This is a genomic window from Nocardiopsis terrae, from assembly GCF_014651695.1.
Classification (GTDB): Bacteria; Actinomycetota; Actinomycetes; order Streptosporangiales; family Streptosporangiaceae; genus Nocardiopsis; species Nocardiopsis terrae.
The window spans coordinates 275,091-295,319 of the sequence record NZ_BMXJ01000001.1 but is presented as its reverse complement, the minus strand read 5'-3'; the positions used below and the strand labels follow the sequence as shown (position 1 = coordinate 295,319).

General features: G+C 71.2%; 20 protein-coding genes. All 20 read left to right on the top strand.

Annotation, left to right across the window (positions count from 1 at the left end; translation table 11 throughout):
* The first annotated feature begins 21 nt into the window (after nucleotides 1-21).
* The 20 genes from IE195_RS01400 (at nucleotide 22) to IE195_RS01305 (ending at nucleotide 20,142) form a co-directional block, all read left to right on the top strand.
* Nucleotides 22-1,101: an Rv3626c family coenzyme F420 biosynthesis-associated protein gene (locus tag IE195_RS01400; protein WP_191268037.1), complete on the top strand. Its 1,080-nt coding sequence runs from the start codon at nucleotides 22-24 to the stop codon at nucleotides 1,099-1,101.
* On the top strand, nucleotides 1,098-2,075 hold the full coding sequence (gene tilS / locus IE195_RS01395; RefSeq protein WP_191267022.1) for a tRNA lysidine(34) synthetase TilS: 978 nt from the start codon (nucleotides 1,098-1,100) through the stop codon (nucleotides 2,073-2,075). Before IE195_RS01400 ends, tilS begins: the two co-directional genes overlap by 4 nt.
* 98 nt (nucleotides 2,076-2,173) lie before the next feature.
* On the top strand, nucleotides 2,174-2,728 hold the full coding sequence (gene hpt, locus IE195_RS01390) for a hypoxanthine phosphoribosyltransferase (protein WP_191267020.1): 555 nt from the start codon (nucleotides 2,174-2,176) through the stop codon (nucleotides 2,726-2,728).
* Between the two features lie 252 nt (nucleotides 2,729-2,980).
* Nucleotides 2,981-4,984, top strand: coding sequence for an ATP-dependent zinc metalloprotease FtsH (gene ftsH, locus IE195_RS01385; RefSeq protein WP_191267018.1), 2,004 nt, complete (start codon nucleotides 2,981-2,983; stop codon nucleotides 4,982-4,984).
* On the top strand, nucleotides 4,981-5,574 hold the full coding sequence (gene folE / locus IE195_RS01380; protein WP_191267016.1) for a GTP cyclohydrolase I FolE: 594 nt from the start codon (nucleotides 4,981-4,983) through the stop codon (nucleotides 5,572-5,574). Before ftsH ends, folE begins: the two co-directional genes overlap by 4 nt.
* 126 nt (nucleotides 5,575-5,700) lie before the next feature.
* Nucleotides 5,701-6,603 carry a dihydropteroate synthase gene (gene folP, locus IE195_RS01375; RefSeq protein ID WP_225942555.1) on the top strand — a complete coding sequence of 301 codons (903 nt, stop codon included), beginning with the start codon at nucleotides 5,701-5,703 and terminating at the stop codon, nucleotides 6,601-6,603.
* Nucleotides 6,600-7,046 (top strand): nuclear transport factor 2 family protein, encoded by a 447-nt coding sequence (locus IE195_RS01370; protein WP_191267014.1) that lies wholly within the window; start codon nucleotides 6,600-6,602, stop codon nucleotides 7,044-7,046. Before folP ends, IE195_RS01370 begins: the two co-directional genes overlap by 4 nt.
* Nucleotides 7,046-7,417 carry a dihydroneopterin aldolase gene (gene folB / locus IE195_RS01365; RefSeq protein ID WP_191267010.1) on the top strand — a complete coding sequence of 124 codons (372 nt, stop codon included), beginning with the start codon at nucleotides 7,046-7,048 and terminating at the stop codon, nucleotides 7,415-7,417. Before IE195_RS01370 ends, folB begins: the two co-directional genes overlap by 1 nt.
* The gene (gene folK / locus IE195_RS01360) at nucleotides 7,414-7,953 is read left to right on the top strand and encodes a 2-amino-4-hydroxy-6-hydroxymethyldihydropteridine diphosphokinase (protein WP_191268035.1); all 540 of its coding nucleotides are present in this window, start codon (nucleotides 7,414-7,416) and stop codon (nucleotides 7,951-7,953) included. The genes folB and folK overlap by 4 nt, the downstream gene beginning before the upstream one ends.
* Nucleotides 7,943-8,431 (top strand): DUF3180 domain-containing protein, encoded by a 489-nt coding sequence (locus IE195_RS01355; RefSeq protein WP_191267008.1) that lies wholly within the window; start codon nucleotides 7,943-7,945, stop codon nucleotides 8,429-8,431. The genes folK and IE195_RS01355 overlap by 11 nt, the downstream gene beginning before the upstream one ends.
* Before the next feature lie 232 nt (nucleotides 8,432-8,663).
* Nucleotides 8,664-9,155 carry a PH domain-containing protein gene (locus IE195_RS01350; protein WP_373295628.1) on the top strand — a complete coding sequence of 164 codons (492 nt, stop codon included), beginning with the start codon at nucleotides 8,664-8,666 and terminating at the stop codon, nucleotides 9,153-9,155.
* 60 nt (nucleotides 9,156-9,215) lie between these two features.
* Complete coding sequence (locus IE195_RS01345; RefSeq protein ID WP_191268034.1) at nucleotides 9,216-10,637, top strand: PH domain-containing protein; 1,422 nt, start codon at nucleotides 9,216-9,218, stop codon at nucleotides 10,635-10,637.
* A gap of 245 nt (nucleotides 10,638-10,882) precedes the next feature.
* Nucleotides 10,883-11,125 carry a chaplin family protein gene (locus IE195_RS01340; protein ID WP_191267004.1) on the top strand — a complete coding sequence of 81 codons (243 nt, stop codon included), beginning with the start codon at nucleotides 10,883-10,885 and terminating at the stop codon, nucleotides 11,123-11,125.
* 405 nt (nucleotides 11,126-11,530) lie between these two features.
* Nucleotides 11,531-11,776 (top strand): hypothetical protein, encoded by a 246-nt coding sequence (locus tag IE195_RS01335; protein ID WP_191267001.1) that lies wholly within the window; start codon nucleotides 11,531-11,533, stop codon nucleotides 11,774-11,776.
* Between the two features lie 335 nt (nucleotides 11,777-12,111).
* The gene (locus IE195_RS01330) at nucleotides 12,112-12,996 is read left to right on the top strand and encodes a Rossmann-like and DUF2520 domain-containing protein (protein WP_191266998.1); all 885 of its coding nucleotides are present in this window, start codon (nucleotides 12,112-12,114) and stop codon (nucleotides 12,994-12,996) included.
* A gap of 150 nt (nucleotides 12,997-13,146) precedes the next feature.
* Nucleotides 13,147-14,022 (top strand): pantoate--beta-alanine ligase, encoded by an 876-nt coding sequence (gene panC / locus IE195_RS01325; protein ID WP_191266996.1) that lies wholly within the window; start codon nucleotides 13,147-13,149, stop codon nucleotides 14,020-14,022.
* A 55-nt stretch (nucleotides 14,023-14,077) separates the two neighbouring features.
* Nucleotides 14,078-16,681 (top strand): L-aspartate oxidase, encoded by a 2,604-nt coding sequence (locus IE195_RS01320; protein ID WP_191266994.1) that lies wholly within the window; start codon nucleotides 14,078-14,080, stop codon nucleotides 16,679-16,681.
* A gap of 61 nt (nucleotides 16,682-16,742) precedes the next feature.
* Nucleotides 16,743-17,525, top strand: a complete 783-nt coding sequence (locus IE195_RS01315) for a type III pantothenate kinase (RefSeq protein ID WP_191268033.1) — start codon at nucleotides 16,743-16,745, stop codon at nucleotides 17,523-17,525.
* Nucleotides 17,526-17,617: 92 nt separating this feature from the next.
* Nucleotides 17,618-19,117: a bifunctional lysylphosphatidylglycerol synthetase/lysine--tRNA ligase LysX gene (gene lysX / locus IE195_RS01310; protein ID WP_191266992.1), complete on the top strand. Its 1,500-nt coding sequence runs from the start codon at nucleotides 17,618-17,620 to the stop codon at nucleotides 19,115-19,117.
* A gap of 701 nt (nucleotides 19,118-19,818) precedes the next feature.
* Nucleotides 19,819-20,142 (top strand): LuxR C-terminal-related transcriptional regulator, encoded by a 324-nt coding sequence (locus IE195_RS01305; protein WP_191266990.1) that lies wholly within the window; start codon nucleotides 19,819-19,821, stop codon nucleotides 20,140-20,142.
* The last annotated feature ends 87 nt before the right edge of the window (nucleotides 20,143-20,229 follow it).

The following is a 20,229-nucleotide window of genomic DNA, read 5'->3' as shown; positions in this document are numbered from 1 at the left end:
GGGTAGGCTGGCGGTGTGACTGTGATCGACTGGGACGTAGCCGTCAACACCGGTGTCCGCCTCGTGCGCCCTGGGCCGCAGGTGGACCTGTCCGACGCGCGGCAGGCCGTGGCGCAGTTGCGCGAGCTCTCCACCGTGGCGGCCGGGCATGTGCGCGAATTCACCGGAATGAACCCCCTCGAACCCTCCGGGCCGGCGGTCGTCGTCGACCGCCCGGGATGGATTCGAGCCAACGTCGACGGGTTTCGGGTGGTGCTCGAACCCGTGCTCCAACAGATGGGCGCCGACCGGCTGAACAACAGCCCGGCCGGGAACCTGACCAACGCGGTCGGTTCGCGGATCACCGGGGTACAGCTCGGGGCGGTCCTGTCCTACCTGGCCGGGCGGGTCCTCGGCCAGTACGAACTCTTCCTGCCGCCGGACCCGGACGGCAGCTCGCCGACCGGGCGCCTGACCCTGGTGGCCCCCAACATCGTCAGCGCCGAACGTGAGCTGGACGTCGACTCGCGTGACTTCCGCCTGTGGGTCTGCCTGCACGAGGAAACCCACCGGATGCAGTTCACGGCCACGCCGTGGCTGCGGGCGCACGTCCAGGAGCTCATGCAGGAACTCCTGCTCTCCACGGAGATGGACGCCTCGGACCTGATCGACCGCCTCCGGCAGGCGGGCGAGGCCGTGGCCGACGCGGTGCGGGGTGGCGAGGGCAACCTCCTCACCGCCTTCCAGAGCCCCGAGCAGAAAGCGCTCATGGACCGGGTCACCGCGGTCATGAGCCTGGCCGAGGGGCACGGCGACTACGTGATGGACGCCGTCGGTCCGGAGGTCGTGCCCTCGGTCGAGACCATCCGGAAGCGCTTCCAGAAGCGGCGCCGGACCGTCAACCCCATCGACCGGATCATGCGCCAGCTCCTGGGCATGGACCTCAAGATGAAGCAGTACGAGGAGGGCGCCGCCTTCGTGCGGCAGGTCGTCGCCCAGGTGGGGATGGCCGAGTTCAACAAGGTGTGGACCTCGCCCGAGACGCTGCCCACGCTTGAGGAGATCCGCAACCCCTCTATGTGGATCGAGCGGATCGTGCGCCCCGCCGCCATCACCGAGTGAGCGGGCCGCCCCCCGCCGTGGCCGCCGTCCGTTCGGCGGTCCGGCGGGTGCTGTCCGAGCTGCCCGACGGGACCACCGCCCTGGTGGCGTGCAGCGGCGGTGCCGACTCCCTGGCCCTGGCCGGCGCGGTGGCCTTCGAGGCCCCCCGGTCGGGGGTGGCCGCGGGAGCGGTCACCGTCGACCACGGCCTCCAGGAGGGTTCGGGCGAACGTGCCGAGGCCGTGGCGGACGTCCTGCGCAAACTCGGTCTGGACCCCGTCCGGACCGCCGCGGTGCGGGTCCGGGGCAGCGGCGGACCCGAGGCTGCGGCACGGCGCGCCCGCTACGGGGCGCTCGGGGAGGCGGCCGCCGCCCACGCACCCGCGGTGGTCCTGCTCGGCCACACCCTCGACGACCAGGCGGAGACGGTCCTGCTCGGCCTTGCCCGGGGCTCGGGCGCCCGCTCCCTGGCGGGGATGGCCCCGCGCACCGGCCGCTACCTGCGGCCCCTGCTGGACCTGGACCGTGCCACGGTCCGTGCGGCCTGCTCCCTGATGGGGCTCAGCCCCTGGGAGGACCCGCACAACCACGACCCGCGCTTCGCCCGTTCCCGGGTGCGCCACGAGGCGCTGCCCGCGCTGGAGAAGGCCCTGGGCCCCGGGATCGCCGCCGCCCTGGCCAGGACCGCGGGCATGCTGCGCGCGGACGCCGACACCCTGGACTCGCTCGCCGCGGACCTGCACGGGCGGGCCCTGGCGGGCGGGAAGGGCACGGACCTGGCGGTGGGGCCGCTGGAGCGCGCCGAACCCTCCCTGCGCTCCCGGGTGCTGCACCGTGCGGCGCTCCAGGCGGGCTGTCCGGCCAGCGCGTTGAACGCACGCCACGTACGTGAGTTGGATCGCCTGGTCACCGAGTGGCGGGGGCAGGCCCACATCGACCTGCCCGGCGGGATCCGGGGGCGCCGGGCCGCCGGCAGGATCCTCTTCGAACGCTGAACCGGAGCCTCCGGTCCAGGTGTCGGGCACCATGGCCTCGTTCGACACGTTTATCCTGGTTGCCGCAAACGGGGAAACCAGCAGCGAGGACAGTGAGCGTGGACGCTAAGGACATGGGTCAGGACCTGGAGAAGGTCCTGGTCACCGAGGAAGAGATCAAGGCGCGCCTGGCCGAGCTGGGAGCGCGGATCGACGCGGACTACGCGGGCAGGGACCTGCTGATCGTCGGGGTGCTCAAGGGCGCGGTCATGGTCATGGCCGACCTCGCACGGGCGCTGCACAGCCCCGTCGCCATGGACTGGATGGCCGTCTCCTCCTACGGGGCGGGAACCACCTCGTCGGGTGTGGTGCGCATCCTCAAGGACCTGGAGACCGACATCAAGGACCGCGACGTCCTGATCGTCGAGGACGTCATCGACTCCGGGCTGACCCTCTCCTGGCTGGTCGGCAACCTGAAGTCGCGCGGCCCGAAGTCCGTGGAGATCTGCACCATGGTCCGCAAACCGCTGGCCTTCGACGTCGACCTCGACGTCAAGTACATCGGCTTCGACCTGCCCAACGAGTTCATCATCGGCTACGGGCTCGACTACGCCGAGAAGTACCGCAACCTGCCGTTCATCGGCACGCTCGCGCCGCACGTCTACGAGGAGTAGCGTCACGGCCGCCGTACGGGTCCCTGCGGCCCGTACGGCGTCGGCCGGGAACAACCGGACGGGTCGCAGTCGTTGCCCCCATGACGGCCCCGTGTCCGGCCTGAGCGGTGTGCCCGCTCCGCACGGCGAGGTGTACCGTCGAATATCCCGGCGTCATCGCAGGGAGCACGTGTCCGATAGGTCCTGCTTCGGAAAGTCCTCTGGGGCGGGCGGCCTGGTCAGGAGGGACGGACCCGACAGGGTTCCGCTCACATGAATCTGAAGCGTTTTTTCCGCGGCCCGTGGATCTGGATCCTGGTCGTCGCCCTCATGCTCGTCATCGGCTTCCGCGTGTTCGACGTAGGGGCCGGACCGGAGCCCGAGGAAGAAGACATCTCGACCGTCTACCAGCTGATCGAGCAGGATCGGGTGGACAACGCCGAGATCATCGACCGGGACCAGCGCATCCAGCTGACCACGGTCGACGACGACATCTACGAGGCCTACTGGGTCGAGGGGCAGGGCCTGGAGCTCGCGACCATGCTCCAGGAGTCCAGCCAGAACCCCGACGGGAACCTGGACTCCTACGAGGTCTCGGTCGCCACCACCCCGATCTGGACGACGGCCCTGTTCAGCCTCCTTCCGCTGATCATCATCATCGTCATCTTCTGGTTCATCTTCAGCCAGATGCAGGGCGGCGGCTCGCGGGTGATGCAGTTCGGCAAGTCCAAGGCCAAGCTCATCACCAAGGACACCCCGAAGAACACCTTCGACGACGTGGCCGGGGCGGACGAGGCCATCGAGGAACTCCACGAGATCAAGGAGTTCCTGCAGAGCCCGGAGAAGTTCCAGTCGATGGGGGCGAAGATCCCCAAGGGCGTCCTGCTGATGGGGCCGCCCGGAACCGGTAAGACCCTGCTGGCCCGCGCCGTCGCCGGCGAGGCCGAGGTCCCGTTCTACTCCATCTCCGGTTCGGACTTCGTCGAGATGTTCGTCGGTGTGGGCGCCTCCCGGGTGCGCGACCTGTTCGAGCAGGCCAAGGCGAACGCCCCGGCGATCATCTTCATCGACGAGATCGACGCCGTCGGCCGCCACCGCGGCGCCGGGATGGGCGGCGGCCACGACGAACGCGAGCAGACCCTCAACCAGATGCTGGTCGAGATGGACGGCTTCGACGTCAAGGGCGGCGTCATCCTCATCGCCGCCACCAACCGCCCCGACATCCTCGACCCCGCGCTCCTGCGCCCCGGCCGCTTCGACCGGCAGGTCGTCGTGGACCGCCCCGACCTGGACGGCCGCCGCGACATCCTCGAGGTGCACGCCAAGGGCAAGCCCATGGCCGACGACGTCGACTTCGCGGTGATCGCCCGCCAGACCGCCGGGATGACCGGTGCGGACCTGGCCAACGTCATCAACGAGGGCGCGCTGCTGTCCGCGCGGGCTGACAACAAGGTCATCACCCACGCCATCCTGGAGGAGGCCATCGAACGCGTGATGGCCGGCCCCGAACGCAAGTCGCGGGTGATGTCGGACCGGGAGAAGAAGGTCATCGCCTACCACGAGGGCGGGCACGCCCTCGTCGGCCACGCGCTGCCCAACGCGGACCCCGTGCACAAGATCACGATCCTGCCGCGCGGCCGCGCACTCGGCTACACCATGTCGGTGCCGACCGAGGACAAGTTCCTCACCTCGCGCTCGCAGATGATGGACCAGCTGGCCATGATGCTCGGCGGCCGCGCCTCCGAGGAGCTCGTCTTCCACGAGCCGACCACGGGCGCGGGCAACGACATCGACAAGGCCACCAACCTGGCCCGGAACATGGTCACCGAGTACGGCATGAGCGAGCGCCTGGGCGCCCGGAAGTTCGGTTCGGCCAACTCCGAGCCGTTCCTGGGCCGGGAGATGTCCCACGCACGCGAGTACTCCGAGGAGATCGCCTCCATCATCGACGAGGAGGTGCGTCGCCTCATCGAGTCCGCGCACGACGAGGCCTACGAGGTCCTCGTCGAGTACCGGGACGTGCTCGACGAGCTGGTCGTGCAGCTGCTGGAGAAGGAGACGCTCACCAAGACCCAGGTGCTGGAGATCTTCGCGCCGGTCCGCAAGCGCCCCTCCCGCGGTTCGTACACCGGATACGGCAAGCGCCAGCCCTCCGAGCGGCCCCCGGTCCGCTCCAAGAAGGAGCTGGCCATGCTCAACAGCGCCGAGGTCCAGGGCTCCGCCACCAACGGTCGACTCCCGGGGAAGCCCGCCAGCACCGAAGGAGACCAGGCGTGAGCGAGGACCTGCCCGCCAGACCCGTGGACCGCGAGCGCATCGCCCGCGCCGTCCGGGAGATCCTCATCGCCATCGGGGAGGACCCCGACCGCGACGGACTGACCAAGACCCCCGAGCGGGTCGCCCGGGCCTACGAGGAGCAGTTCGCCGGACTCGGACAGAAGCCCGGTGACGTCCTCACCACGGTCTTCGAGGCCGACCACGAGGAAATGGTCCTGGTCAAGGACATCGAGCTGTACTCGACCTGCGAACACCACCTCGTGCCGTTCTACGGGGTCGCGCACGTGGGCTACATCCCGGGGGCGCACGGCCGCATCACCGGGCTGAGCAAGCTCGCCCGGCTGGTCGACGTCTACGCCCGCCGCCCGCAGGTGCAGGAGCGTCTGACCGGTCAGGTCTCCGACGCGATCATGGAGCACCTCGACCCGCGCGGCGTGATCGTGGTCATCGAGGCCGAACACCTGTGCATGACCATGCGCGGGGTGCGCAAGCCCGGGGCCAAGACGGTCACCTCCGCGGTGCGGGGCAGCTTCCGGAGCAGCGACCGCACCCGGGCCGAGGCCATGAGCCTCATCCTCGGCAGGAACTGAACCGACCGCCGCCGAACCCGCCGGCCCGGGCGTGTCAGCCGGACACGCCCGAGCCCCCGCGACACCGGCCGAGGGGCCGGGGGCCGTGTGCCCCCGGCCCCTCGGCGTGCGCGTAGGGTGATGCGCATGGCGCCGAAACACACACTCCCGGGGCTGCCCGACCGAGGGCGGTGCCTGGTCATGGGGGTCGTCAACGTCACCCCCGACTCCTTCTCCGACGGAGGGTCCTGGTTCGACCCCGAGCGCGCGATCGAACACGGTCTGCGCCTCGTCGAGGAGGGCGCGGACATCGTCGACGTGGGCGGTGAGTCCACCCGCCCCGGTGCGCAGCGCGTCGAGGCCGCCGAGGAACTGCGCCGGGTCGAGCCGGTCGTGCGCGAACTCGCCTCGCGCGGGGTCGCGGTCAGTGTCGACACCATGCGTGCCGAAGTCGCCGCGCGGGCGGTCGACGCCGGCGCGGTACTGGTCAACGATGTCAGTGGTGGGCTGGCAGACCCGGAGATGGCCCGGCTCGTCGCTTCTTCCGGTGTCGCCTACGTGTTGATGCACTGGCGCGGGCATAGTCATGACATGCAGAGCCGTGCCGTGTACACGGATGTTGTCCAGGAGGTCCTCGATGAGCTCCGCGACCGTATGGAGGCCATGATCAGTGCAGGTGTCGACCCCGGGCAGATCGTTCTGGACCCGGGGCTGGGATTCTCCAAGCGCCCCGAACAGGCGCACAACTGGGCGCTGCTCCAGCATCTCGACCGGTTCCACGAACTGGGTCGGCCCGTCCTGGTGGCGGGTTCGCGCAAACGCTTCCTCAGCCGTCTGCTCGGCGACGCCAAGGGCCGGGACCGGCCCTTCGTCGAGTGCGACGCGGCCACCGCGGCCGTGACCGCGTTGTCCGCGCACCGCGGCGCCTGGGCGGTGCGGGTACACGACGTCCGGCCCAACGCCGACGCCGTACGGGTGGCGGCCGCCTGGGCCGACGGCGGGGCCGGCCTCGACCAGGGCCGGGACCAGAGCATCGGGAGTGGCCTGTGAAGTCGCGCCAGGAAGTCATGGAGCGCGTCGGCGAGGCCAACGCGCAGTTCTACAGTGCGATCGAGAACGGTGACATCGACCTGATGCGTACCGTCTGGGCGGAGGAACACGAGGCCCCCGACCTGGTGTGCGTCAACCCCGGTTGGCCGCTGCTGCGCGGCCGCACCGAGATCATGCGCGCCTGGTCGCTGATCATGGCCAACGTCACCTACATCCAGTACGTGCTCACCGAGACCCACATCGGGGTCGGCGGCGACATCGCCATGGTGACCTGTGAGGAGAACGTGCTGACCGCCGAGGACGGCAGCCCCGGGTTCGTGGCCGGCGGCCAGGTGGTGACCACCAACCTGTTCGTCGACACCGACCAGGGGTGGCGGCTGTGGTCGCACCACGCCTCCCCGGTGCTGATGGAGGACGACGAGGAGACGGAGACGGAGGGCTGATGCGGGACCGCGTCGAGCTCCGCGGCCTGCGCGCCCGGGGCCACCACGGGGTGTTCGACTTCGAGCGCCGCGAAGGCCAGGACTTCGTGGTCGACGCCGTGCTGTACCTGGACACCGGGCCCGCCGCGGCCAGCGACGACGTCGGCGACACCGTGCACTACGGCCTGCTCGCCGACCGCCTGGTCCGGGTGGTGACGGGTGAGCCCGTCAACCTGATCGAGACCCTGGCCGAGCGCCTGGCCGCCGAGTGCACGGCCGAGCCCCTGGTCGAGGGGGTGGAACTGACGGTGCACAAGCCGTCGGCACCCATCGAACACGAGTTCTCGGACGTGTCCGTCACCGTCACCCGGGGGAGGCGGGGCCAGTGGTGACGCGCGCGGTGCTCTCCCTGGGATCCAACCTCGGAGACCGGATGGCGACCCTGCAGGGCGCCGTGGACCTGCTGTCGGCCGGACCGGGGGTCATGCCGGCGGCGGTCTCACCCGTCTACGAGACCGCTCCGGTGGGCGGCCCCGAACAGGGCGCCTTCCTCAACGCGGTCCTGGTCGTCGACACCGAGGGCCAAGCGAAGGAACTGTTGGACCTGGCCCAGGCAGCGGAACGCGCCTTCGAACGGGTCCGCGAGGTCCGGTGGGGGCCGCGGACCCTGGACGTGGACGTGATCGCCTTCGGTGACCTGACCGACGAGGACCCGGTCCTGACCCTGCCGCACCCGCGCGCCCACCTGCGCGCGTTCGTGCTGCGCCCCTGGCTGGACACGGACCCCGCCGCTGTCCTGCCCGGCCGGGCCCCGGTCGCCGCGCTGCTGGCCGGGGTCGAGGCGGCGGACACCGGCGGTGAACAGGAACTGGTGCGCCGGGGCGACCTGCGACTGCGGCTGCCCGGGGAGGCGGACGGTGTCCGATGACGGCAGGGGCACGCTCACCCCCACCGGGTGGCGTGTCCCCTCCCTGCTGGCGGTCCTCGGAGCCCTGGCCGGTCTGCTGGTCGCCAACTCCGTGACGGGTCTGCCGCTCATGCCGTGGTCGGCGATCCCCACGCTGCTGCTGCTGGCCTTCGCGGAGGCCTTCACGGCAGGACGCACCGCGCGCCGGATCCGCCGGGAGCCGGGAACGGAACCGATGGAACCGCTCAGCGCTGCCCGGCTGCTGGCCCTGGCCAAGGCGAGCGCGCTGTTCGCCGCACTGGCGACGGGGTTCTTCGCGGGGATGGCGCTGTCGGTGTCCGACCGGCTGGAGCTGGCCAGCCACCGCGAGGTCTTCCTGACTGCGCTGGGCACGGCGGCCTCCGCGGCCCTGCTGTTGGCCGCGGCCCTGTACCTGGAACACGCCTGCCGGGTGCCCGAGGACGACGGCGACGACGATGACACGCCCGGAGCGAGGTAGGGGTGTCTGCTCGGGGCGGTTTGAGCCCCCCTTTTCGCCGTGATCTTGCTACCAGGGGCGATTTCAGCGCCGAAGTTGCCCCTGGTAGCAAGATCACCGTGGTTGGGGCCCTTTCCCGGCTCCGGCCGAGCCGTTTCGGACGGGGCTTGCCCGCTGATGGTTGACTGAGGTCGTGGACACCAGTGAACCGACACCACCGCCCGCGGCGGGAGCCTCCCGGCCGCCCCGCGCCGTGGACACGGCCTTCGCCGCGCCCGAGGGCACGCCCTGGCTGCGGATACCCAAGGCGCTGGCCTGGTACCGCCGCCTGGTGACCGGAGCGGCCTGTCTGGCCGTCGGCGCAGGGGGCGCGCTGTTGCTCTTCCTGTGGGACCTCCCGCTTCTGGCAGGGGTCTGGGCGGGGTCGGTGCTGGCGGCCGCCGTCGTCCTGTGGTTCCTGGCCGGCGGCTTCCAGCGTTCCTGGGGATACGCCGAGGCGCCCGCCGAGCTGTACCTCACCTACGGGGTGCTGGTCCGCCAGCTCGTGGTCGTCCCCTACGGCCGGATGCAGGTCGTGGACGTCACCGCCGACCTGCTCGAACAGGCGCTGGGGATCGCGACGGTGCGGGTGCGCACCGCCGCGAGCACCGCGGACACACGGGTGGTGGGCCTCCCGCTCGCCGATGCCGTCCAGTTGCGCGACCGGCTCGCGGCGCGCAGCGAGAGCTTCTCAACGGGGTTGTAAGTGCACGGACAGCCGCAGCAGCCCGGGCCGCCACCGCCGCCCGGCTGGGGCCCCGCGTTCCTGCCGCCGCAGCAGGTCCGGGGGACGCCGCCCCCTCCGCCGCCCCGGCCCCGGCCGCGGCCGGAGGACGACGTCACCACCGGGGTCTTCCGCGCGCACTGGCTGATCATCCCGTTCCAGGTCCTCGCGGTCACCCTGGTGTTCGCGGCGCTGGTCGGGCCGATCCTGACCCAGTTCGGTTTCGCCTGGGTCCTGGTGCTGGCCGTGGCCGTGGTGTTCGGCTCCCTCGCCTATGCGCTGCCCGCCTGGTGGTACGGCTCCTTCGGGTTGCGCGAGGACCATCTGGTCGTGCACAGCGGGCTGATCAGGCGCAGTTCCAGGGAGATCCCGCTGAGCCGCCTCCAGGCGGTGGACGTGGTCCAGCCCCTGCTGATGCAGGTGTTCGGGCTGGCGGAACTGCGGATCGAACTGGCGGGCGGCGACGGAAGCGCCATCCGGCTGCGCTGCCTGCGCCGGAAGCTGGCGGAGAAGCTGAGGGCGGCGGTGCTCGCGCACGCGGCCGGGTTGTCCGGACGGTCGCCTGAGGCGCCGGAGTGGCCCTTCTACCGGCTCCCCTTCCTGCTGCTGCTCGGCGCGCTGACCTTCCGGGTGCCGGTGCTGTTGTCGTTCGTCCTGCTGCTCCTGCTGCTCACGGCGTTCGCGGTCTTCCTGGAACCCGGGGCGCTGGGCGGCGCCGTCCCGCTGGTCCTGGGGCTCCTGCGCTACTACTGGGGCCCGCTGGCCCGCTACACCGACTTCTACGCCTCGCTGTCCTCGGACGGTCTGCGGCTGCGCTACGGGATGTTCCAGCGCCGTATGCAGACCGTTCCGCCGGGACGGGTGCAGGCCGTGCGGGTGGTCGAGCCCCTGCTGTGGCGTGCCCTGGGTGTGGCCCGGGTGGAGGCGACGGTTGCCGGGTACGCGGGGGCCCGCCAGGGCGACTCGGCGGACCTGCTCCCGGTCGCGCCGCGCGGGAGGGCGTTCACCCTGGTGAACGAGGTGTTCCCGGACAGTGATGCGGCGGTGGTGCCGCTGGTGGTCAACCGCCGCCTGCTGGCGAACGCGGCGGGGGTGGACGAGCGGTTGTTCGTGAGCGTGCGCGGCCTGTTCTGCCGGGTGACGGAGATCGTCCCGGTGGAGAGGATGCAGACGCTGAGGTTGTCCTCGGGGCCGTTCGCACAGTTGAGGGGGAGGGCCACCATCGATGTGGACACGCCCCCGGGGCCGGTCGCGGCCCGTGCCTGGGACCGTGAGGCGGGTGAGGCGCGCCGGTTCCTGGACGCCCTGGTGGAGCGCGCGAGGCGGGCGCGGGTGCCCTCCGCCGGAACGGAACGGTGGGCCACCCGGTCGACCATGCACGGGGAGTCCGCGCCGAGGCGGGACGGGGAAGAGGGACCGGAAAGCCCGACGATCGGCGCTCCGAAAGACACCCCCGGGACTTAAGTGTGTCGTGTGTCACATCATGGGGCTGGAGGGGTTCCGGTTGGGGGTTTCATGTCCGACATGTCTTCCCACTCATGGTGATACTTCCAGGTCAGGGCCGCGAAACGCTTTCGCGTTTCGGCCACGGCGGGCGACCGAGTGTGGCTAAATAGTGGTTGAACACGTTGAGTGTTCACTGTCATACACATCGTCAACGTTATCGACCGGTTGGCGCCCCCGCCCGCCGGTCTGACGGGAGAAAACACATGCTGAAGAAGACTCTCGCCGCCACGGCCATCGCGGCTGCCGCTGGCAGCGTCCTGTTCGCCGGCGCTCCTGCCATGGCCAACAGCAACGTCTTCACCTCCGGCAATGGCAGCATCCTCGGCGGCAACCAGCTGGTCGCCGACCTGGACGTGCCGATCAACGTCTGCGGCAACGCCATCGCCGTCCTGGGCGTGGCCGGTGCGAACTGCACCGACTCCGACGCCACGGTGAAGAACTGGTAGCAGCCTGACTTCCCGGCCCGGCCGGGCGGGGGTGTCCGGCCGGGAGTCCCGGCCGAACCGCCCGGACCGGGACCCGCGGGCTTTCTGTGCAGGGCGCCGCTCCGTGATGACGGGGCGGCGCCCTTACGTGTGTCCGGAACTCCGGTTGGCGCCCGGCTACAACCCCGGCCTCTGGTGACACTGCGTGCGCGGGAGGGCGGCGAAGTCCGGTCCTTTGTCCCGAACGGTTCCGGAATGCATCAGCACCCAGTGTGAACATTATTGGATTTTCCGTGATCAATGCAGTTCAGGGCATGTGTACGGAGGTTGTTCGCGGATAGCTTCTGTCTCGGTACCCCCCGGGTGCCACCGAAGAGACACCGCAAGTCCGGTCGGCCCCCGTCCGGACACAGAAGGAGACAAGTAGTGCTGAAGAAGACGCTCGCCGCCGGCGCCGTGGTCCTCGCCTCCGCCGGGGTCCTCCTCTCCGCCGCCCCGGCCGCGGCGCACGCCGGTGCCTGGACCTCGGGCCACGGCGGCTCCGACGTCAGCGGGAACATCGCCTACATCAACGGTGTGGACGCCGCCAACGACGGCTGCGGCAACTCCAACGCCGTCCTGGGCCAGTCCCTGGGCTCCTGCTACAACTCCGGGGTGATCATCCAGAACTGACCGGTACCGGCTCCCGGGTTCCGTTTCCCCCCGGGCCCGGCCGTCCTGCGGGGCAGCACCCCTTTCGTCCGCGGCCCCTGCCAGGGCCCCGCGGGACGGACACGGGGGCGGGCGAAGGCGCCCGCCCCCGTTCGCGTGTCCGGGACCTGCCGCCACGCCGTTCCGGGCCCCTTCCCCGGGGGGAGGGGCGGCAGGTCACCGGTCCGGGAGGGCTATCGTGTGCTGGGGCGTCTTCGGCGGTACGGCGCGCAGCAGGGCGTGCATCCGCCGAACACGGCCCGCAGACCACGGCGCGGAAGAAACGCACGCGCCGGGACCACGAGGGGACACGGAACATGGAGACGACAGAGGGGCGTCCCGCCCGCCTGCGCGTCGGCGTCATCGGGGCCGGCCGGGTCGGCTCCGTACTCGGCGCCGCCCTTGCCCGGGCCGGGCACAAGGTCGTGGCGGCCTCGGCGGTTTCCGACGCCTCGGTGGCCAGGGTCACCGAACGCCTGCCCGGAGCCCGGATCCTCGAACCGGCCCGGGTGGCCGAGGCCGGTGACCTCGTCCTGCTGACCGTTCCCGACGACGCCCTCCCCGACCTGGTGGAAGGGCTCGCCTCAACCGGTACCGACCTGCGGGGGAAGATCCTCGTCCACGCCAGCGGAGCCCACGGCTACGGGATCCTCGCCCCCGCGACCGTCGCCGGGGCCCTCCCCCTGGCCCTGCACCCGGCCATGACCTTCACCGGCCGGGACGAGGACCTCGACCGGCTCGCCAACTGCGCGTTCGGGGTGACCGCCCCCGAACAACTCCGGCCCATCGCCGAGGCCCTCGTGGTCGAGATGGGTGCGGAACCGGTGTGGATCGCCGAGGACAAGCGCACCCTGTACCACGCGGCTCTCGCGGGCGGGGCGAACCACCTGGTCACCCTGGTCGCAGACAGCGCCTCCCTGCTCACCGCTGCCGGGGTGGCCGAGCCCGGCCGCATGCTCGCGCCCATGCTCGGCGCGGCCCTGGACAACGCCCTGCGCCTGGGCATCCACGGGCTCAGCGGCCCCGTCCTGCGCGGTGACGCCGGGACCGTGGCCGGACACGTCGAGCAGTTGCGTGAGAACGCGCCCGAGAGCGTGGCCAGCTACGTCGAACTCGCGCGGCTCACCGCTGACCGCGCCATCAACGCCGGGATGCTCAAACCCGAGGACGCCGCACGCCTGCTCGACGTCCTCAGGCGCTGAACGGCCCGAACCACCCCTCCCGGGCACACGGAGCGCCCCGGCCGCAGCGGCCGGGGGACCGCGGCCACGACGTCCACCGGGGCCGACACGGGTACCGGGCACAGCCCGGACGCGATGCCGACCCGGCAGACCAGCAAGGAGAGTACGACCATGACCGAACCCGCTCCGCGCGAGACCGTCGGGGAACCCCTCGTCGTCCGCACACCGGAGGAACTGCGCCGGGCCCTGGCCGGTACGGGACGCGTGGCACTGGTCCCCACCATGGGAGCCCTCCACGGGGGCCACCGCTCCCTCATGCGCCTGGCCCGGAGCAGGGCCGAGACCGTGGTGGTGAGCATCTTCGTCAACCCGCTCCAGTTCGGCCCGAACGAGGACCTCGACCGCTACCCGCGCGACCTGCCCGGCGACACCCTGCTGTGCGCGGAGGAGGGCGTGGACGTCGTCTTCGCTCCGGAGACCGGGACCGTGTACCCCCTCCCGCAGATGGTCACGGTGGACGCCGGGAGCATGGGCGAACGCCTGGAGGGCGCCTCCCGGCCCGGTCACTTCACCGGGGTCCTCACCGTGGTCGCCAAGCTGTTCAACCTGGTCCGGCCCGACCTCGCCGTCTTCGGTGCCAAGGACGCCCAGCAGATCGCCCTGGTCCGCCGCATGGTCGCCGACCTCGACCTGCCCGTGGAGATCGTCGGCGCGCCCACCCTGCGCGACCCCGACGGTCTGGCCTCCTCCAGCCGCAACGTCTACCTCTCCGCGCGGGAGCGCACCAGCGCCCTGGCGCTGTCCCGGGCGCTGCGCGCCGGCGCCGAGGCCGCACCCGGAGGCGCTGAGGCCGTCCGCGGGGCGGCACTCGCGGTCCTGGCCGAGGCGGCCGAGGCCGTTCCGCCGGTCCGACTCGACTACCTGGCCCTGGTGGACCCGGCCACCTTCGCCGAGGCCGGAGCCGACCACCGGGGCGAGGCCGTCCTGGCCGTCGCCGCCCGGGTGGGTGCCACCCGGCTCATCGACAACGTGTCGGTGACCCTCTGACTCGGGCCGCTCCCGGCCAGCCGCCCTCCGGCGACATCGCGGAAAGAGACCCCAGATGAGTTCTGCCAGACAGACCCGGATCGAAGCCCCCGAGCCCGGTTGGACCGTGCACGCCGACGTCGTGGTGATCGGTTCGGGCATCGCGGGCCTGAGCACCGCACTGCGCTACGTCCAGCGCACCGGGGCCGGCCGGGTCGTCCTCGTCACCAAGGACCGCCTCTCCACCGGTTCCACGGCCTACGCCCAGGGCGGCATCGCGGCGGCGATGGCGCCCGAGGACGGGCCCGTCGCCCACATGGTCGACACCCTGCTGGCAGGGGCGGGGCTCTGCGACCCCCACGCGGTCAACGTCCTCGCCACGGACGGCCCCGACGCGCTGCGCTGGCTCATCAACCTGGGCGCCGAGTTCGACCGGGACGACGACGGCGGGCTCTCCCTGACCCGGGAGGGCGGCCACCGCGCCGACCGGGTGGCCCACGCGGGCGGCGACGCCACCGGCGCCGAGATCCAGCGGGCCCTGGTCCAGGCTGTCCTGTCCCAGGAACGGATCGAGGTCGTCGAGCACGCCGTCGCACTGGACACCCTGCGCGAGGGGGACGACGGTGCGGTGCGGGGGGTCACCCTGCACGTCCTGGGGGAGGGGGAGCGCGACGGCGTCGGCGCGGTCGTGGCCCCCGCCGTCGTGCTGGCCACCGGCGGCATGGGCCAGGTCTTCGCCGCCACCACCAACCCGCCGGTGTCCACCGGTGACGGCCTGGCCCTGGCCGCCCGGGCCGGGGCGCGCCTGCGCGACCTGGAGTTCATCCAGTTCCATCCGACGGTCCTCTGGCTCGGCCCGCAGGCGCGCGGACGCCAGCCCCTCGTCTCGGAGGCCCTGCGCGGGGAGGGCGCCTACCTCGTCGACGCCGAGGGCCGCCGGATCATGGAGGGGGTGCACGAGCTCGGTGACCTCGCCCCCCGCGACGTGGTGGCCCGCACCATCGCCCGGGCGATGGCCGCCCAGGACACCGACCACGTGTACCTGGAGACCCGCCACTTCGGCCGGGCCACCTGGGAACGCCGGTTCCCGACCATCCTGGCCTCCTGCCGCTCCCACGGCATCGACCCGCTCACCGAGGCCGTTCCGGTCGCCCCCGCCGCCCACTACGCCTCGGGCGGGGTGGAGGTCGACATCGACGGGCGCACCGGGGTCCCCGGCCTGTGGGCGGTGGGCGAGGTCGCCCGTACCGGCGTGCACGGCGCCAACCGCCTCGCCTCGAACTCCCTGCTGGAGGGCCTGGTCTTCGCCGACCGGATCGCCGCCGGTCTCGCGCGGGCGGCCGAACGGGTCCCGGAGCGGCCCCCGGGCGGGGCACCGGCCCCGGGCGCGACCGTCCCGCTCGTGGACCCGGACACCACGGCCACGGTCCGTGCCCTGATGTCCCGCGACGCCGGGGTCCTGCGCACCGGGGAGGGCCTGGCCGGACTCACCGCCCGGCTCGACTCGCTGTCCTCGCCCACCGGACACGTCGCGCCCGACGTGGCCGCCTGGGAGGCCACCAACCTGCTCACCGTGGCCCGCCTCGTGGCCGCCGCCGCACTGCACCGCACCGAGAGCCGAGGCGCGCACCAGCGCGCCGACGCACCCGAACCCCGGCCCGAGCTGCGTCTGCGGCCCGTGGTCGTCCGACTGGAAGGGGACACGATCGTGGCCACCGACGAGACCAGGCAGCCCGACCTCCCGCCCGCCCTCGCAGCCGAGCTCGACACCATCGCCCTGCCCCTCGCCGGACCGGACCCCGCACCCGAGTCCCGCGCCGAGTTCACCCTCCCCTGGACCGCGCCGCACCAGTCGCACGCGGACACCGTCCGCCGGGCCCTCGCCGAGGACCTCACCGCCGGGCCCCGTATCGACGTCACCACCGTGGCGACCATCCCCGCCGACCAGGTCCGCACCGCCCACGTGGTCGCCCGCGCCGACGGCACCGTCAGCGGCATCCCCCTCGCGGAACTCGTCTTCTGGCTGGTCGCGGAGGGGGCGCTGGAGGTTTCCCGGCAGGCGGGGGACGGCGACTCCGTCAAGCGCGGCGACGTGCTCATGACCGTGACCGCCCGCACCCGGGACCTGCTCACCGCCGAGCGCACCGCGCTGAACCTGCTCACCCACATGTCGGGGATCGCCACCGCCACCCGCACCTGGGTGGACACCGTGGCCGGAACCGGCGCCCGCATCCGGGACAGCCGCAAGACCACACCCGGCCTGCGCGCCCTCGACAAGTACGCGGTGCGCTGCGGCGGCGGGGTCAACCACCGGTACGGGCTCAGCGACGCCGGGCTGGTCAAGGACAACCACGTGGTCGCCGCCGGCGGGGTGGGCGAGGCGGTCCGCGCCGTCCGCGAGCGCTTCCCGGACCTGCCGCTGGAGGTCGAGGTGGACCGGATCGACCAGATCGAGGACGCGCTGGCCGCCGGGGCCGAGGAGATCCTGCTCGACAACTTCACCGTGGAGCGGCTCGCGGAGGCGGTGGCCCTGGTCGACGGCCGGGCCCGCCTGGAGTCCAGCGGCGGCCTCACCCTCGACGCGGCTGCGGACGTGGCCCGTACCGGGGTCGACTACCTGGCGGTCGGGGCCCTCACCCACTCGAGTCCCGCGCTCGATATCGCGCTCGACCTGTTGTGAGGGACCCGTTTGGTGGAAGATTCCCTTGGTACACACCAATTCGACCAGTGAGGCCCCCAGAATGCTGCTCGCGATCGACGTCGGTAACTCCGAGACGGTCCTCGGTCTCTTCGAATCCGACGATCTTCTCGAACACTGGAGGGTGGGGACCGACACCAGGCGTACGGCGGACGAATGGGCCGTGGTCCTGCGCGGGCTCATCGACGGAAGCTCCCTGAGCAACCTGAACGAGGTCGACGGCATCGCGCTGTGCTGCTCGGTCCCCTCCGTGCAGCACGAGATGCGGGACATGTTCCGCCGCCACTTCGGCGACCTGCCCGCGGTGATCGTCGAACCCGGTGTGAAGACGGGCGTGCCGATCCGGATGGACAACCCCAAGGAGGTGGGCAGCGACCGGATCATCAACGCGCTGGCCGCCAGCCACCTCTACGGCGGTCCCTGCGTGGTGGTGGACTTCGGGACCGCGACCACCTTCGACGCGGTCAGCGTCAAGGGCGAGTACGTGGGCGGCGCCATCGCGCCGGGTATCGACATCTCGGTGGACGCCCTCTCCCGGAGGGGCGCGCAGCTGCACATGGTCGAGATCGTCAGGCCGCGCGCCGCGATCGCCAGGAACACCACCGAGGCGCTGCGCTCGGGGATCGTCTTCGGCTTCGCCGGACAGGTCGACGGGATCGTGGACCGCATGGTCGCCGAGCTCACCGACGACCCGGACGCCGTCACCGTGGTCGCCACCGGGGGCCTGGCCTCGACGGTGGTGGGCGAGTGCGAGACCGTGGACGTGCACGAGCCCTGGCTCACCCTGATCGGTCTGCGCCTGGTCTTCGAGCGCAACGCCGGCTGACGGTCCGGGGTGGGCGCCCGGACCGCCCACCCCGTGTCCCGCTCGTGCGGCCCGGTTCGGCCGGGGTCCGCCACGCCGGTAGGATCGGGGCCGTGAATCACACGCACGACGACTACGACGACCTGCCCGAACAGATGCGGGTCCGGCGGCAGAAGCTGGACCGTCTCCGGGAGGAGGGCACCGATCCCTTCCCCGTGAACTACCCGCGGACGACGTCGATCGGCCCTGTGCGTGAGAAACACCAGGGCCTTGAGCCCGACACCCACACCGGGGCGAAGGTCGCCATCGCCGGTCGCGTCATGCTCTACCGCTCGGGCGGCAAGCTGTGCTTCGCCACCCTGCGCGACGAGACCGGGGACCTGCAGATCATGCTGTCCCTGGACCAGGTCGGCAAGGAGCGGCTCGACGCCTGGAAGGCCGACGTCGACCTCGGCGACCACGTGGGCGTGCAGGGCGAGGTCATCACCTCCAGGCGGGGCGAGCTCTCCGTCATGGTGAGCGACTGGACGCTGACGGCCAAGTGCCTGCGTCCCCTCCCGGAGAAGCACCGGGGGCTGACCGACCCCGAGGCCCGGGTCCGTCAGCGCTACGTGGACCTCATCGTCAACCCTGAGTCGCAGCAGATGGTGCGCCGCCGTTCGGCCGCCATCCGGGCCATCCGCGAGGGGCTGAGCGCCCGCGACTACATCGAGGTCGAGACCCCGATGCTGATGCGGGTGCACGGCGGCGCGACGGCGCGTCCGTTCACCACGCACATCAACGCCTACGACATGGACCTCTACCTGCGCATCGCCCCCGAACTGTCGCTCAAGCGGCTGGTCGTGGGCGGTCTGGAGAAGGTCTTCGAGGTCAACCGGAACTTCCGGAACGAGGGTGCCGACTCCACGCACAACCCCGAGTTCACGATGCTGGAGTTCTACCAGGCCTACGCCGACTACAACGACGTGGCCGAGGTGACCCGCGAGCTCATCCAGGAGGCCGCCCGCGCGGTGTTCGGCTCCACCGTGATCGAGCGTGACGGGCAGACCTTCGACCTGGGCGGGGAGTGGCCGCGGATCACCCTGTACGGCTCGGTCTCCGAGGCCCTGGGCACCGAGGTCACCCCACGCACCCCGGTCGACGAGGTCCGTCGGCTGGCCGAGGCCAGGGGCGTCGAGTTCAGCCAGGACTGGGGTCCGGGCAAGCTCGTCGAGCACCTCTTCGAGGAGCTGGTGGAGCACACGCTCATCCAGCCCACGTTCGTGTGCGACTTCCCGGTGGAGACGAGCCCGCTCACCCGTCAGCACCGTGAGGACCCGCTGCTCACCGAGAAGTGGGACCTGATCGGCTTCGGTATGGAGCTCGGCACGGGCTTCTCGGAGCTGGTCGACCCGGTCGAGCAGCGCCGCCGGCTGACCGAGCAGTCGCTGATGGCTGCTGACGGCGACCCCGAGGCGATGCAGCTCGACGAGGACTTCCTGCGGGCGCTGGAGTACGGCATGCCGCCCACCGGGGGTGTGGGCGTCGGTATCGACCGCCTGCTGATGGCCTTCACCGGCAAGAACATTCGGGAAACTGTGCTTTTCCCGATTGTGAAGCCCTCCGGAGACTAGACGCGGTCCTTTGCCCTCTGCCGGGAAACGGGAGAGTTCGAACCCCGGTAGGGGGAGGACCGAAAGGCCAATTCGGGGCCGTCGCACCTTCGTTGCGACGGCCCCGACGCGTCGGTCCCTGCCTGCGAAGATGGGGCGAACACCATGAGACCTGCCTCACTTAACGGTCATACAGAACAAACTCCCAGCCAGAGGCAGATGTCTCCGAGGCCAGAGCGTAGTTTTTCCGTCAGAAGTTCCGTTACCGGGACCCTGCCTTTGCCGAAGATTGTTTTCGCAGGTCAGGGTGTGAGGATTATTTCCTTTCCGAGGAAGCTGTGACACAGGGGTTTTGGGTAATCACAGATGGTGATTTATGGGGCCTTGACGGTATAACCCGCGCCGCCTTAGCGTGCTGGGAGCGGGCTCTGGCCCGCGAGTTTGCCGAAGTGGATCGAGAACAACGGTGAGCAGGGGTCAGGGCCGAGAACGGCCCGAGAACCCACCGCACGCGTGCCCACGGTGTGGTCTGTCCGTCCCAGACCGCAACGCCCGGGGTCGTGTGTCCTTGTGCTCCCCTCCATCTCCCACCCCTGTGCCAGAGGGGTTCCGGGGGCAGGTCGGGGTGGCCGGGACTCGCCCGCGCCGACAGCCAGTCGGACGCGCTTGATCCGTAGGCGACGAGTTGATGTTCCGCACTCACATGGATGAGGGAGGACGGAGTGGAACAGGCCACACTCGTACGACGTACCGTTGAGGACCAGAACACCCTCGCGCCGCGGGAGCACCGGGAGAACGTGGTTCCCCTGCAGGCCCGTGCGCGTGAGACCACGCTCAACGGCGCCTACCCGCCGGTCGATCTGAGTCACGAGGAGCTGGAGCTGCTCGCCGAGATCGCCACCGGCGTCACCACCGAGGTGGCTGCTCGGCACCTCGAACTCAGCGCCCGGACCCTGCGTCGTCGCATTCGCAACATCTGCGACGTGCTGGGCGTGAACACACCCATCGAGGCGGTCGTGTGGGCCGCGAGGCGTCAGCTCATCTGATCTGACGCTTCCCGGTCGCCGCCGGGAGACACCGCGGGCATACCGGCCCAGGAAGCCGCGCATCGGCACCCACCGGACGGAGAGCGT

Coding starts and splice junctions, on each gene's coding strand:
- folP (WP_225942555.1), top strand. CDS start 5,701: ATGGCGCCGAAACACACACTCCCGGGGCTGCCCGACCGAGGGCGGTGC.
- IE195_RS01315 (WP_191268033.1), top strand. CDS start 16,743: ATGCTGCTCGCGATCGACGTCGGTAACTCCGAGACGGTCCTCGGTCTC.
- panC (WP_191266996.1), top strand. CDS start 13,147: ATGACCGAACCCGCTCCGCGCGAGACCGTCGGGGAACCCCTCGTCGTC.
- IE195_RS01340 (WP_191267004.1), top strand. CDS start 10,883: ATGCTGAAGAAGACTCTCGCCGCCACGGCCATCGCGGCTGCCGCTGGC.
- folB (WP_191267010.1), top strand. CDS start 7,046: ATGCGGGACCGCGTCGAGCTCCGCGGCCTGCGCGCCCGGGGCCACCAC.
- IE195_RS01320 (WP_191266994.1), top strand. CDS start 14,078: ATGAGTTCTGCCAGACAGACCCGGATCGAAGCCCCCGAGCCCGGTTGG.
- IE195_RS01330 (WP_191266998.1), top strand. CDS start 12,112: ATGGAGACGACAGAGGGGCGTCCCGCCCGCCTGCGCGTCGGCGTCATC.
- ftsH (WP_191267018.1), top strand. CDS start 2,981: ATGAATCTGAAGCGTTTTTTCCGCGGCCCGTGGATCTGGATCCTGGTC.